This is a genomic window from Acidihalobacter aeolianus (assembly GCF_001753165.1).
GTDB lineage: Bacteria > Pseudomonadota > Gammaproteobacteria > DSM-5130 > Acidihalobacteraceae > Acidihalobacter > Acidihalobacter aeolianus.
On sequence record NZ_CP017448.1, the window covers coordinates 1,131,291 to 1,145,452 of the forward strand.

Below are 14,162 nucleotides of genomic sequence, written 5' to 3' on the forward strand. Positions count from 1 at the left end.
ATGAAGCTTCGAATCCTCGGTATCGTGGTAGCCGTAGCGGCCCTGCTACTGTACATGTCCACCTATACGGTGCAGCAGGACCAGCGTGCGATCCTGTTCAAACTGGGTGTGATCAAGCAGTCCGACATCAAGCCCGGTCTGCACTTCAAGTGGCCGCTGATCGAGACCGTGCGCAAGTTCGACGCGCGCCTGCTGACGCTCAACTCGCAGCCGGAGCGTTTCCTGACCAGCGAGAAGAAGAACGTGATGGTCGACTTCTTCGTCAAATGGCGCATCGCCAATCTGGATCAGTATTACCGCTCGACCCGCGGCGACGAGCAGCGCGCCATGACGCGGCTGTCGCAGATCATGAAGGACGGCCTGCGCAGCGAATTCGGCAAGCGCACTATCCAGGAGGCGGTGTCCGGCGAACGCAGCGAGATCATGAATACGCTCAACGTCGATGCCAACAAGGCGGCGCAGCAGCTCGGCATTCATGTCAAGGACGTGCGCATCGTCAGCATCGATCTGCCTTCCGAAGTGGCCAACTCGGTGTACAAGCGCATGGAGGCAGAGCGTGCGCGCGTTGCCGCCGATTTCCGGGCGCGCGGCAAGGAAGCGGCCGAACGCATCCGCGCGGATGCGGATCGCGAGCGTGCGGTGATCCTGGCCAATGCCTATAAGCAGTCGCAGATGCTGCGCGGTCAAGGCGATGCCAGCGCGGCGGAGATCTATGCCAAGTCTTACGACCAGAACCCGTCGTTCTATGCCTTCTATCGCAGTCTGCAGGCCTACCGGCAGAGCTTCGATGGCAAGAACAACGTGCTCGTGCTGGAGCCTGATTCGCAGTTCTTCCGTTTCTTCAACCAGGCGGAAGGTACCGGCAAGCGTTAGGCGAATGCACATGACGACGGTTCCCAACACGGGGGCGGGGCGTTGCTGCGCCCCGTTCACGCATGCAGTCACCTCCATCATCTAAGGCCGAAACATGTGGACTCACTTGCTGGTGGCGCTGGGCCTCGTCTTCGTGCTCGAAGGTATCCTGCCGTTCGTGAATCCCAATGGACTGCGGCGCATGCTGCTGCAAATGGTCCAGATACCCGATCGGATGCTGCGCATCATCGGCCTCTCCAGTATGCTTTCCGGCCTGTTGATCATCTATCTTTTCCACCGCTGAACGGCATGACGCCGCGGAACGCATACGAGGGCGAGGCATGAGGGACCCCGAATACTGGCTACTGCCGGAAGGTATCGAGGAGACGCTGCCGCAGGCAGCGGCCCGGCTTGAGGGTGTGCGCCGAGAACTGCTCGACCTGTACCGGGCATGGGGCTACGAACTGGTCATCCCTCCGCTCATCGAATATCTCGAATCCCTGCTGACCGGCGCCGGGCGTGAACTCGACCTGGAAACCTTCAAGCTGACGGACCAGCTCAACGGTCGCTTGATGGGCGTGCGCGCGGACATCACCCCGCAGGTCGCGCGCATCGACGCGCACCGCCTGCGGCGCGAGGGTCCTGCGCGCCTGTGCTACATGGCCCGCGTGCTGCGCACCCGCCCGCAGGGGCAGGGTGGTACGCGCAGCCCGCTGCAGGTCGGGGCCGAGCTATACGGACATGCCGGTGCCGACAGCGATATCGAGATCCTGCGCCTGATGTTGGCTACCCTCGCGATATGCGGCGTCGAACGGGTGCACGTCGACCTCGGACATATCGACATCTTCCGCTGTCTGGTGCAGGCTGCGCAGCTTTCTGCCGAGGATGAGGCGACGGTCTTCGGGCTGCTGCAGCGCAAGGCGGTCAGCGAGATGTCCGAGACGCTGGCTACCGGCGGGATGAACGAAACACATCGCCGCCGTTTTCTGGACCTGGCCGTGCTGCATGGCGACGCGGAAGTGCTGCCGCGGGCCCGCGAGCGCTTCGCCGGAGTGGACCCGCGCATCGACGCCGCCCTCGATTACCTCGAAGAGGTGGCCGCCACCATCCGGATTGCGGCGCCCGAGGTCGAGCTGTGTTTCGATCTTGGCGAACTGCGGGGCTATCACTACCATTCCGGCCTCGTTTACGCCGCCTATGTGCCCGGTCGCGGTCGCGAACTCGCGCGCGGCGGCCGTTACGACGGAATTGGCGAGGCCTTCGGGCGTGCCCGCCCGGCTACGGGCTTCAGCGCCGATCTGGAAGATCTGCTGGAAGCCGGAGCGCTGGCGGCGGATAGTGTCGAATCGCGGGTATTCGCGCCTGCGGACACGGATGCCGCACTCGAGGAAACCATTCGTGCCCTGCGCGCGGAGGGCAACATCGTCGTCCGCGCGCTGCGCGGACAGCAGGAAGACGCTAGGACCATGGGCTGCGACCGGATGCTGGTGCGCCGTGGCAATCAATGGCTACTGACGGAAGTGAATTGAATGGGCAAGTTCGTCGTTGTTTTGGGAAGCCAATGGGGCGATGAGGGAAAGGGCAAGATCGTCGACCTGTTGACCGACGAGGTGGCGGCCGTCGTCCGTTTCCAGGGGGGGCACAATGCCGGACACACGCTGGTGATCGGTGGTGAAAAGACGGTATTGCACCTGATTCCGTCGGGCATCCTGCGCGCCGACGTCGAATGCATGATCGGCAACGGCGTGGTGCTTTCCCCCACCGCATTGCTCGAGGAGATGGCGATGCTCTCGGCGCGTGGAGTGCCGGTGGCTGAGCGCCTGCGCATCTCCGATGCGGCGCAGCTGATCCTGCCGTACCACGTGTCTCTCGATCTGGCGCGCGAACAGGCACGCGGCAGCGCGGCCATCGGCACCACCGGTCGCGGCATTGGTCCTGCGTACGAGGACAAGGTGGCGCGTCGCGGCCTGCGCGTGAGCGATCTGTTCCACCGCGAGCGCCTGGCGGCCAAGCTCGGCGAGGTGCTTGATTACCACAACTTCGTGCTCAAGCATTACTTCAAGGTCGAAACCTTGGATTTCCAGCGCATCCTTGACGACTGTCTCGCGCAGGCGGAAATCCTGCGTCCGCTGGTGATCGACGTCTCGCTACGCCTGTCCCAGTTGAGCGCGGAGGGCCGCAGCGTGCTGTTCGAGGGCGCCCAGGGCACGCTGCTGGATATCGACCACGGCACCTATCCCTTCGTCACCTCCTCCAACACTACCGCGGGCGGCGCCAGCACCGGCACCGGGGTTGGACCGCTGTCGCTGGACTATGTCCTCGGCATTACCAAGGCCTACACCACCCGCGTCGGCGCTGGACCGTTTCCCACCGAGTTGATGGACGAGATGGGCGAGCATCTCGCACGCCGTGGCCACGAATTCGGCTCGACCACGGGTCGCGCACGCCGCTGTGGCTGGTTCGACGCCGTCGCCATGCGCCGCGCCATCCAGATCAACAGCATCTCCGGTCTGTGCATCACCAAGCTCGACGTGCTCGACGGGCTGGAGTCGCTGCGCATCTGCGTCGGCTACCACTATGATGGCGAGCGCCACGAGTTGCCGCCGAGCGGTGCCGAATCGCTCGCGGTGTGCCAGCCGATCTATGAGGAGATGCCCGGCTGGCGCAGTTCGACGGTGGGCATCACCGCCTATTCCGAACTGCCAGTGCAGGCTCAGGCCTATCTGGAGCGTATCCAGGAGCTGGCCGGAATTCCCATCGATCTGATTTCGACCGGGCCGGACCGCCAACAGAACATCGTGCTGCGCAATCCGCTGAAGAGCTCAAAGGACTGAGTGTGCCGACGCCTTCGCAGCTGACCGTTCGCTGCTGGCAAGCATCCTGCTAGATCGACAGCAGGGCATCGGCATCGCGGAGGGCGCAATGGCACTGTCTGGGGACGTCAAAGAGCGGGCAAGAGGCCTGCTGCATGCACTGTATGAGTGCGCTGGAATGGACGAGGCCATTGCGGGTCTCGAAAGCCGCCTCTCCGAGGGGCTGCCAGAGGTACGTCCGCGCCCGCCGCTTTCCGAGCGCGATGCGCTGCTGATCACCTACGGCAACACCTTCAGCGCACCAGGCGAGGCGCCGTTGGCGACCTTGCGGCGTTTCCTGCGTGACCATGTCGGTTCGGCGATCAGCCTCGTGCATCTGCTGCCGATTTTCCCGTACAGCTCAGACGACGGCTTCTCGGTGGTCAATTACCGCGAGGTCAACCACGAGTTGGGGAACTGGGATAACATCGTCGCGATCGGCGCCGAATACGGCCTCGCGCTCGATCTGGTGCTCAACCACTGTTCGCGCAGCCACCTGTGGTTCCAGGATTACATCCGCGGCGAGGCGCCGGGCCGCGATTACTTCGTGGAGGCCGATCCGGACGATCCCCGCCTGGCCCTGGTCACACGTCCGCGCAACAGCCCGCTGCTGACCCCGGTCGAAGTCCGCGATCAGGGCTCGCGCTGGGTCTGGACTACGTTCAGCGCCGATCAGGTCGACCTCAATTTCGCCAATCCGGCGGTGCTCCTGGAGTTCGTCGATATCCTGCTGGACTACATTCGCCACGGCGCGCGCATCGTGCGCCTGGATGCGGTCGCCTACCTGTGGAAGAAGCTCGGCACGCCGTGCATCAACCTGCCCGAGACCCACGCCGTGGTGAAGTGCCTGCGTCTCGTGGTTGATGCCGTAGCCCCGGGAACCCAGCTGCTGACCGAAACCAACGTGCCGCAGGCGGAGAACCTGAGCTATTTCGGCGACGGCGACGAGGCGCATCTGATCTATCAGTTCAGCCTTGCGCCGCTGCTGCTGCACGCCCTGACCCTCGGTCGCACCTCGGCCCTGCGCACTTGGGCGTCGGCGGTGCCGGCGCCGCCTCCGGGCGCGTCCTACGTCAACTTCACCGCTTCTCACGACGGCGTCGGTCTGCGCCCACTTGAGGGTCTGGTGTCCGAGGCAGACCGCGACGCCCTGCTGCGGCGAATGCGCGAGCGGGGCGGCTACGTGTCGATGCGCCGTTTGCCCGACGGGCGCGATTCGCCGTACGAACTCAACATCAGCTATTTCAGCGCCCTGGGCGGCGACGACGGCGAGGTGGCGCAACTTGCGCGCTTCCTGCTCGCGCAGACTGTGGCCCTGTCCCTGCAGGGCGTGCCGGCTCTCTATGTGCAGTCGCTGATCGCTACCGAGAGCGATCTGCTGGGCGTGGAACGCACCGGACAGACCCGGGCGATCAACCGCCGCCGCTGGGACTACGGCGAGCTCAGCGGTCTGCTGGCGCGCGAGGGATCGGTACAGGCGCGCTGCCTGAGCGAGATCGTGCGCCGCCTCAAGTTGCGCCAGGCACATCGTGCTTTCCATCCCGAGGCTGCGCAGCAGATCTTGGACAGCGACGACGGCGTGTTCGCCGTGCTGCGCACTCCGCGTCCGGTGGACCGGGGCGTGTCCATGCCGGTGCTCTGCCTGTTCAATTTCACCCCGGAAGTGCGTGAGGTGGATATAGGGGCGGTATGCGACGACAACGGCCGGCAGAGCGTGGTCGATCTGATCGGCAACCGCCGGCTGGCCTGTCCTCGGCGCATGATTCGCCTGCCGGCCTACGCCAGCATGTGGATCAAGGCGGTCTGAAGCGCTTCAGGGCGCGGTCGCGTTGTCCTCCGCCACCGCGTCAGCGAGGGCCTGCGGAATGTCCGGGCAGGCGCTGGCGACCCGGCTCCAGCTCGGTATGTAGGGGGGTTCGAAGGGGCTGGCGAGGAAGGTGTCGCCGGCCTCGATCACCGCGCGGGTGAAGGTTTCCACCGCGGCTTCCTCGGCGTGGATGTTGAAGTCGAGGCCGTTGAGCGCGGCGTCGGCCTGATAGCGCTGCACCAGATCCAGCGCGTTGCGCAGATAGGCGGCCTTCAGGGTGCGGAAGGTTTCCGGCGCGAGCACCACCCCCTCGGTCGCCAGCTTGCGGAACACCGACACCGCGATTTCGCGGCTCATGCGCGCCAGCCCGCTGTTGGCGTCGCTTTCCGACATCGATTGGTGCTTGTGGTCGTAGCGGGCGGCGATGTCTACCTGGCAGACGCGACGGCTGTTCAGATTGCGGTAGACCTCCGACAGCAGCCCGACTTCGAGTCCCCAGTCCGGCGGAATGCGCAGCCGGGTGATTTCGTCGGCGTGCATCGCGAACTCGCCGGACAGGGGATAGCGGAAGGCGTCGAGGAATTCGAGGTAGTTCATCGAGCCGAGAATCTGCGCCAGGCTGCGGATCAGCGGGGTGAAGAACAGCCGCGATACGCGCCCGCCCAGCCGGTTGTCGGCCACGCGCGGGTAGTAGCCCTTGCAGAAGCGGAAACCGAAGTCGGGCGCGGCGATGGGGTACAGCAGGCGCGCCGGCAGGGCGCGGTCGTAGGTGAGGATGTCGGCGTCGTGCACCGCAACGACCTCGGCAATGCCGGTCGCCGCGATGTAGCCGAGGCAGTACCAGACGTTGCGTCCCTTGCCGGGTTGGTTGGGGGCCAGATCTTCCGCTGCCAGCCGGTCGTGGATCGCACGCAGCCGCGGGCCGTCGTTCCACAGCAGGTGCAGCGGCTGAGGCAGGCGGGAGAAGAACTGCCGGGCGGCGTGAAACTGCGCCTCGTCGGCCTGGTCCAGGCCGATCACCACCGACGACAGATAGGGAATCCTGGCGATGTGGTCGATGATGTTCGACAGCGCAGGCCCTTCCAGTTCGGAGTAGAGCGCCGGGATCAGCAGTGCCAGCGGCCGCTTCTCGTTGTAGTCGCACAGTGCCCGTTCCAGGTCGTCGAGACTGCGGGTGCCCAGATCGTGCAGCGTGGCGACCGTGCCGCCCTGATAAAAATCGGCCATGTTATGCCACTCCCAGACGTGTGAGCGCGTCGATCCAGCCGGTCGGGCCTGCCTGGCGCGCGTGAAGGCAAGAGGTGTCCGCGGGCAGGGGATTGGGCCCGGGCAGACAGGCGGCCAGATCGGCCATTTCGAGCAGTCGGCGGTCGTTGGGGGCGTCGCCCAGAGCGATGATCCGGGGACGCCGACTGCCGGCATACAGATGATGCAGCAGCGCGCTGGCGCCGGTGGACTTGTCGATGCCGAGCGGCTGCACGGTCAGGAAGCGGCCGCCTTGCAATGCGGTCAGCCCCAGGGCACGCAAGCGGTCGAGCAGCCTCTGGTCGGGCGATCCGCTCCAGCGCAGGGGCTCGGAGGCCATGCGCGTGCGTGCCGCCAGGGCATTGATCGGGCTGAGGCCGGTCAGTCGGCACACCGTGCCCAGCGACCAGTCGCCGAAGCCTTCCAGCGGCAGATCCAGGGCGCTGCGCAGGCCGCGCACCGCGGCGCGGATTGAGGTGTAGCGCCAGGTGGTGAGCCGTTCCACGTACCAGCCGCGATCACGCCGCGGCAGGCACAGCGCGGCGCCATTCTCGACCACTGCGGGTCCATGCAGGCTCCAGCGCCGCCAGAGATTCAACACCTCGGCCGCTGTCTTGCTGGTGGCAGGGATGACCGGGATGCCGCGGGCCGCCAGCCGGCGGATGAACGGCGCGGCTTTGCCCAGCCCGCCGCGGGCGTCGAGCAGGGTGTGGTCGAGGTCGGTGAAGATTACGGTGTGGCGGTGAGTCATCAGAGACAATCGTCGCTCGGCCTGGTCCAGCACGGGAGTGTACCGCATGCAGGGAGTGTGCCGGGCGAAACGGGGTTTTTGATGAGATTGTTGAACGGCAAGATGATCGCAGGCTATATGCGGCTGCCAAAATTGCCATGGAATCCCATTAGTGGAATTCGGTGAGTGGTTGGTACCGAAGTTTGGGACACCATTCGTAACTTTTCGATATGTATGGCTTATCGGTGATAAAACTGAAACACCACCGTCGCGACCAGCATCGGTGGTGTTTCAGGTGTGCGCCCAAACTTTATCTTCACGCAGCATGGGCTTGTTGAGTGGTGGTGGGGTCGTAGTACGCGCGATCTCCCTCCAGGGTATAGACTTCCAGATGATTGCTGGCGATGAAATCGAGTACTTGCCTGTAGACGTAATCGCGATCTGTACGCATGGCGTCGAAATCAACCTCAACACAATGGCCGTAACCCTCTACATAAGCTGGCTGCAGATACTCTGCATAAACCAGATGGTGCTGTTCGTTATATTCGGCAGCCATATCGCTAAGCATTTCAGACCATGCAGAGGGTCGGAACTTGACGCCATTACGATAGCCTGAAACGATCAGTTTGCCGTGTAGTTCTATGTTGTTCATCTTATTCGCTCCTTCATGGTGGTTTGAAGGACCGCCGCTGCAGGTGCTTTCCACCTGCAGCGTGCGTGTAACGTCTGTTTGACGTTCTACGCGGATGCGGCCATGGGTCCCATAGCGGCCGTCATCCCCGCGGTTAAGGCAGGGTAATGCCTTGATCCGCATGAATATATTGCCATAGCCAGTTCCATGGTAACTGATCCATATCAGGGAAAACGCAGTGGAATATGCAATGCCATCGTGGCATTAAGCTGATGCGGATTTCATCATTTCACGTACCCCCGATCATCGTGCGGTGCGTCAATGTGATAAACATCATGGTTGTCAGCCCAATGGTGATGACCAGTAGCGGCAGCGTGAGCACCAGCGAAACGGTATGCCAAATCCGGTGTTCGGACAGGTTGAGCTTGAAGAAGGCATAAAGCTGTACGGCGATTACGATGAGTGCGATGGCCAGGATCAGGATCAACAATGCAGGACCGTTCAGCCAGTGGGTGTTGAGCAGCCAGACACAGGCCGCCATTGCTAAGTATTCGAGAATAAACACGAACAGATATCCTGCGCCATTGGCGACGATATCCTGCGCCATTGGCGACCTGGACCTCGGGATGTTCAATCGGATCGAAGTGTGAGTGCGACATCGACATGTCTCCGTAGGTTTGCAGTGATCAGATGGCAGCCAATGAGGTCGAACCCATGAGGTAGACGAGGGTGAATACGCAGACCCAGATCACGGCCTGAAACAGCCAGAATATTTTGAGGTTGAGCAGGCGATACACCACGTCCTCAGTGAATCCCTCAAGCGCCACCTGAATGAACATGGCTGCCAACCAGAGCAGGCCAAAGGCAACGTGCACGGCGTGAACCAGCACGATGACCCAGTAATCGGACAGGAAGCCGCTCTTTTCGGGAATTGCACCCATCGCGTATAGATCGCTGAATTCGTGCCATTCCATGCCCAGGAAAGCGATGCCCAGGACGAATGCCATGGCAATGCCGAGGAGTACGCCACTGCGATTGGCCTTCTTGAGAGAGACCATGGCATATCCATAGGCGAGAACGCTGGCAAAGATGAATGCCGTCGACCACAGGGCGGGGCCCGGATGGATGACCTGACCTGCAGTAAAGGCTCCTGCATAGTGCATCCCGTCGGCGTAGATGCCGAAGGTGGCGAACAATCCGGCAAAGATCATCAGGTCGCTCATCATGTACAACCAGAAGCCGAGTGTTCGCGTGCCAATGGCATCGTGTGGGTGATCCTCGTATTGCCACATGTCGCTGGTGTCTTGGTATGTATTCATCAGTCGTGAACTCCAGAAATCAGGCTTGAGTCGTTCTGGCTGAAGCGGTGTTCCCGCATGAAATCAATAATCCGGATGTCTGGCCGCGGGAGCGCCATGGTTGGGCATGGATCCGCCGCCGGTTCCCATAGAAACGGGGTTCTCGATTTCTTCGGTTTGGCGATGCGGCCGCGATGTGCGTTCCAGTTCCCCGATTGCCTCGGCCGTGATGACATATCCGGGGTTCTTGGTGAAGGAGCGAATCAGCACCAGTGCGATGATCGCAATGAAGCTGACCAGGGCCAGCCAGTAAATGCGCCATACCATGGAGAAACCGCAGATCAGGGTGAAACCGCTGATGATGATCGGCATGCCAGTGTTGTTCGGCATGTGTATGTCTGTGTAGCGTTCGGGCTGCCGATCAAGAGTACCCTGTTCGCGTCGCCAGACGACCTCGTCCAGTGCATGCACGATCGGAGTCACGGCGAAGTTGTAGAACGGAACCGGCGTATGGGTCAGCCACTCAAGGCTCCGCGAAGTACCCCAGGCATCATCGGCAGTGACGGCATTGCTGGCGCGGTCACGGTAACTGACGTAGATCATGCCTAGAAACACGAATACCGAAACCAGATAGAAGCCGATGCCGCACAGTTCGATCAGCAGCAGGGGCCACCACGAAGGGTGGGAGATGTAATCGAGACGACGCGTCATGCCCATGAGGCCGAGCGTATACATCGGCAGGAAAACCAGGGCAGTGCCGGTCGAGAATAACCAGAAGAACATGCGTCCAAGGCGTTCATCGAGCTTGAAGCCGAACACCTTGGGCCACCAAAAGACGATCGCGCCGAAAGCAGCGTAGGTGATCACCATGAACATGTTGTGAAAGTGGGCAACCACAAAAACACTGTTGTGCACAATGTAGTTGATCGCTGGAATGGACAGCATCATGCCCGTCATGCCGCCGATGATGAGCAGAAAGACCGATGTTACCGCCCATAGCATCGGTACCTCCATCCGGATGCGGCCTCGATACATCGTGAACACCCAGTTGAACACCTTCACGCCCGTCGGAATGCCGACCAGCATGGTGGTGATGCTGTAGAAGGCCAGTACCTTTGGGCTGGCGCCCATGGTGAAGAAATGGTGCAGCCAGACCAGCCAGGACACACCGGCGATACTGAATGAAGCCAGTACCATGGTGGTGTAGCCAAACAACGGTTTGCGAGAAAAGGTTGGAATGATTTCAGACAGAAATCCGAAAGCCGGCAGTACGACGAAGTACACTTCCGGGTGTCCCCAGATCCAGAACAGGTTGGTGTACATCATGAGATCACCGCCAAGGCCAGCGGTGAAGAAGTGCGTGCCAAGGTAGCGATCGAAGGTCAAAAGGCTGAGTGCAACGCCAAGTACCGGGAACGAGGTCAGCCCGATGATGCTGGTGGCCATCGAAGTCCAGGTGAATATCGGCAGTCGAAACCATTTCATACCTGGGGCGCGCATCTTGATGATCGTGGCGATGATGTTGATCGAGCCCAGCGTCGTGCCGATGCTGCCGATCTGTATCGACCATATCCAGTAATCCACGCCCACTCCTGGGCTGTATGCAAGTTCGGTAAGAGGTGCGAGGCCGACCCAGCCGGCGTGCGAGAAATCGCCGACGAACAGCGCGATCATGACCAATGCGGCCGACACGGCGGTCAACCAAAGTCCGAGAGCATTTAAATACGGATAAGCCATATCGCGCGCGCCTATCTGCAGCGGCACGATCAAGTTCATCATGCCGATAAGAATCGGTGTGACCGCCAACAAGATCATGATCATTCCGTGCGCGGTCCAAACCTGATCAAGATGGAAAGGTGGCAGATATCCGTGCAAGGCGCCGAGCACGCCAGGGGAATTTGGTCCAACGGCTAAGGCTTGTTGAGAGCGGATCATGAGCGCGTCGAAAAAACCACGGAACAGCATGACCAGGCCGATCAGCACATACATGATGCCGATTTTCTTGTGGTCTACCGTGGTCAACCAGTCGCGCCACAGCCAGCCCCAGCGGCCAAGAATCGTGAGCGTCGTGAGGACGGCTGTGCCCCCGACTGTGACCAGCATGAAGGCGAAAAATATGACGGGGTTGTTGTAGTGCGGGATCAGCAGCAGGCCAAGGCGGCCGAACAGTTCATTCCATGGACCTTGTAGATGAACAGGCATCGCGTGGGCTCCTGAGTCAGTTGGAGTGAGTGCGGAAGATTTTGGCGTGCATGTTTTCCGTCATGGCCATCGGGGTGACATAGTGAAGGCGTTGCGAACGTACTGCTTTTATGACTTTGGCGAACAAGCCGGTTTTTACATCGGAAAAATAATGTATTTTTCTTTCGATATTGACAGTCGGCTCGGCAAACCTGGAGAAGCTTGCATAGTTCAAGGTGTTTTTAGAGATCCCGGCTTTTTTTATCCAGGCTGTGAATTTCACCGGCGGAACAGCCTTGAGCTTGAAATCCATCCAAGAGAAACCGGGGCCGCTGAATGCCGCTGAAAACCCATGATAGCTACCTGGATGGTCAACTTCGAAAGATTGTTTTGTGCGCATACCGGGCATTGCGTAAATCTGCCCAACGATCTGCGGGATATAGAAGCTGTTGACCACAGACGTCGAGGTCAACTTCAAATGCAGTTTCGTCCCGGTCGGCACAACGAGCTCGTTGGCTACTGCAATATGTTTATTCGGGTAAACAAAGAGCCACTGCCAATCTGTGGTTATGACATCGACCGTGAGTGGTTTGTGGGAACGGGCTGTGCTGGCGCCGTGGCTATTAAGTGCATGTGGATTGTAGGGGTTGACGGCTTGAATGCCGCGCCATGAGTAATATGACAGCATGCCAACGATCAGCAGTGGTATCCCCCATACCACAACCTCTATCACATTTGAGTGCGACCATTCTGGTGCAAATGCCGATCTGCGTTTTTCTCGGTAGCGCCAGACTACCCATATCAGCAGGAAAGTCGTTGGTACGATCACGATTGCCATCAAGGTCACATCGATAATCATGTAGTGCAATTCTGTGTCAGCGATGAGTCCTTTGGGATCGAACAGCCAAAAATGGGTGTCGCTACAGCCACTCAGAAGCAGCAAGGGTGAATACGCTAGGTAACGAAAATATAAAACGTACCGTTTCGCCCATTTCATAGTCGACAGGCCTCCTGAAAGCGGGTGAATCAGAATTTTCTGTCTCTAAAAAACAGAAAATAATAAGATCTAATTAATAAGATGCGCTTGAAAAAAACACCTTAATGACAAGGTATTTTTGAGTGAGAAGTGTTGCTCGATGTTATGTGTGAATAAGTCCATGTAAAAAAGTTTCTTAATATCTGCTTATTTTAAAATAGATGATATTTATGCTTATATTTTAGGGGGTGATTGATGAAAATTGGATGCTTCGTTGGTTGTGTGATAATTGAAGTTATGTGTTGATGAAATGCAGTTGGCGTGGGATGAGATAAAATCGAATGGACTCTATTGAACGAGTGGGTTATACGACATGTGGGTTGATTCGAGAGAAGTCGAGCTTGGCGGCGATTAGGAAGAGCACGGTGCGCATGGTTTCGAATCGGGTGTAGCCGCGTGCCTTGCGCTTGGCGGCCTGGAACAGTCCGTTGAGCGCTTCGATGAAGCCGTTGGTTTGTCGGGTTTGTGTCCAGGCCACGATGGCGTTGAAGTGGTTGCGGATTAACGCAGTCACCGCCTTCATGGGCTCGACCTTGGACCGCATGACGTTGGTACACCATTGGGTCAGCAGGGCCGAGACCCCGTTGATCTGCTTGCGGTCGAGGATGTCGCGCAACTGCTCCCGATAGAGCCAGGTCCGCGCGGTGCGCTTGGTGGTCACCTGGCTAATGAGCGCATCCAGGTCGGCCCGTTGGCTGGCCGGCAAGTGATTCCGGTCCTTGAGCAGTGTCCAACGCAGCCCCTTCAGTTCGGGATCGGTCTTCTGCTCGATACGGCGGGTCTTGTCCACGGCAGCCGAGGCATGGGCCACCACATGGAACTTGTCGAAGGTGATGCGGGCGTTGGGCAGCTGTTCGGTGACGCCCTTGATGAAGGCCGGGGACATGTCGATGCTGACCGAGGTGATCTGTTCCGGCGTGGCGTGATGATCGGTCAGGTGCTCCACCAATTGGGCGATCGTCCGCGCCCCTTTGCCTTCGGTGACGAAGACCACGCGGTGTTCAACCGCATCAGCCGCCACGGTCAGATAACGATCGCCGCGTCGATACGAGGTTTCGTCAATGGCCAAGGCCGTGACACCCGACGGGTCCGCCTCCGCCACGGCCATCTCGACGTAGCGCGAACAGATGGCATCCAAGATTCGCCCACGGTACGCGCCACCGCCGCAAACGGCATCTGTTGGGCTGGGGCCAGCACCAACGCCTCGAACAGCAGGGTAAAGCCAGAGAGTTTGCCCGCCCGAGGAGGCTCCATCAGCGTCACAGACCCGTCAGGCAGACGGATGCGAGGGGCGCGAACTTCCAGATAGCACTCATGCTGAAAGAAGTGCAGGTGCCGATAGCGCTTGGCTTGGGTGTCGTGGACCGGATGTTCGCCAGGGAAATCGGGATGCTCAAACCGGCTGCCCGCCACGAAATCGATGACAATGGTCAGCGTCTTCTGCACCGCATCAAAGTCAACGCCCTTCACGTACCAAGGCTCTTCAACTCCCAGAGCGGCTTCAAACAGTTTGTTTTGCACGAACGTACG

At 60.1% G+C, this 14,162-nt stretch carries 12 protein-coding genes and 1 pseudogene; 5 read left to right on the forward strand and 8 right to left on the reverse strand.

Going from position 1 to position 14,162, the window contains the following annotated elements:
* The 5 genes from hflC to BJI67_RS05240 all read left to right on the forward strand — a co-directional run bounded on the left by hflC (window position 1) and on the right by BJI67_RS05240 (window position 5,511).
* On the forward strand, window positions 1-873 hold the full coding sequence (gene hflC, locus BJI67_RS05220) for a protease modulator HflC (RefSeq protein ID WP_070072141.1): 873 nt from the start codon (window positions 1-3) through the stop codon (window positions 871-873).
* Between the two features lie 94 nt (window positions 874-967).
* On the forward strand, window positions 968-1,156 hold the full coding sequence (locus tag BJI67_RS05225) for a DUF2065 domain-containing protein (protein WP_070072142.1): 189 nt from the start codon (window positions 968-970) through the stop codon (window positions 1,154-1,156).
* A gap of 37 nt (window positions 1,157-1,193) precedes the next feature.
* On the forward strand, window positions 1,194-2,381 hold the full coding sequence (locus tag BJI67_RS05230) for an ATP phosphoribosyltransferase regulatory subunit (protein ID WP_070072143.1): 1,188 nt from the start codon (window positions 1,194-1,196) through the stop codon (window positions 2,379-2,381).
* A complete protein-coding gene (locus tag BJI67_RS05235; protein WP_070072144.1) occupies window positions 2,382-3,686 on the forward strand; it encodes an adenylosuccinate synthase in 1,305 nt (434 codons plus the stop codon).
* A 157-nt stretch (window positions 3,687-3,843) separates the two neighbouring features.
* Complete coding sequence (locus tag BJI67_RS05240) at window positions 3,844-5,511, forward strand: sugar phosphorylase (RefSeq protein WP_197513318.1); 1,668 nt, start codon at window positions 3,844-3,846, stop codon at window positions 5,509-5,511.
* Between the two features lie 6 nt (window positions 5,512-5,517).
* On the opposite strand, the gene BJI67_RS05245 is transcribed toward BJI67_RS05240, so the two are convergent.
* The 8 genes and pseudogenes from BJI67_RS05245 to BJI67_RS05280 all read right to left on the reverse strand — a co-directional run bounded on the left by BJI67_RS05245 (window position 5,518) and on the right by BJI67_RS05280 (window position 14,153).
* Window positions 5,518-6,738 (reverse strand): glycosyltransferase family protein, encoded by a 1,221-nt coding sequence (locus BJI67_RS05245; protein ID WP_070072146.1) that lies wholly within the window; start codon window positions 6,736-6,738, stop codon window positions 5,518-5,520.
* Between the two features lies 1 nt (window position 6,739).
* On the reverse strand, window positions 6,740-7,555 hold the full coding sequence (locus BJI67_RS05250; RefSeq protein ID WP_070072147.1) for an HAD-IIB family hydrolase: 816 nt from the start codon (window positions 7,553-7,555) through the stop codon (window positions 6,740-6,742).
* Window positions 7,556-7,802: 247 nt separating this feature from the next.
* On the reverse strand, window positions 7,803-8,300 hold the full coding sequence (locus BJI67_RS16660) for a DUF3579 domain-containing protein (RefSeq protein ID WP_083250656.1): 498 nt from the start codon (window positions 8,298-8,300) through the stop codon (window positions 7,803-7,805).
* A 106-nt stretch (window positions 8,301-8,406) separates the two neighbouring features.
* On the reverse strand, window positions 8,407-8,724 hold the full coding sequence (locus BJI67_RS05260; protein ID WP_083250657.1) for a hypothetical protein: 318 nt from the start codon (window positions 8,722-8,724) through the stop codon (window positions 8,407-8,409).
* A gap of 79 nt (window positions 8,725-8,803) precedes the next feature.
* Complete coding sequence (locus tag BJI67_RS05265; RefSeq protein ID WP_038091323.1) at window positions 8,804-9,436, reverse strand: cytochrome c oxidase subunit 3; 633 nt, start codon at window positions 9,434-9,436, stop codon at window positions 8,804-8,806.
* Between the two features lie 63 nt (window positions 9,437-9,499).
* Window positions 9,500-11,617 (reverse strand): cbb3-type cytochrome c oxidase subunit I, encoded by a 2,118-nt coding sequence (locus BJI67_RS05270; protein ID WP_070072149.1) that lies wholly within the window; start codon window positions 11,615-11,617, stop codon window positions 9,500-9,502.
* 16 nt (window positions 11,618-11,633) lie between these two features.
* The gene (locus BJI67_RS05275; protein WP_070072150.1) at window positions 11,634-12,593 is read right to left on the reverse strand and encodes a ubiquinol oxidase subunit II; all 960 of its coding nucleotides are present in this window, start codon (window positions 12,591-12,593) and stop codon (window positions 11,634-11,636) included.
* 343 nt (window positions 12,594-12,936) lie between these two features.
* A pseudogene (locus BJI67_RS05280) lies at window positions 12,937-14,153 on the reverse strand (ISL3 family transposase).
* Window positions 14,154-14,162 lie beyond the last annotated feature (9 nt).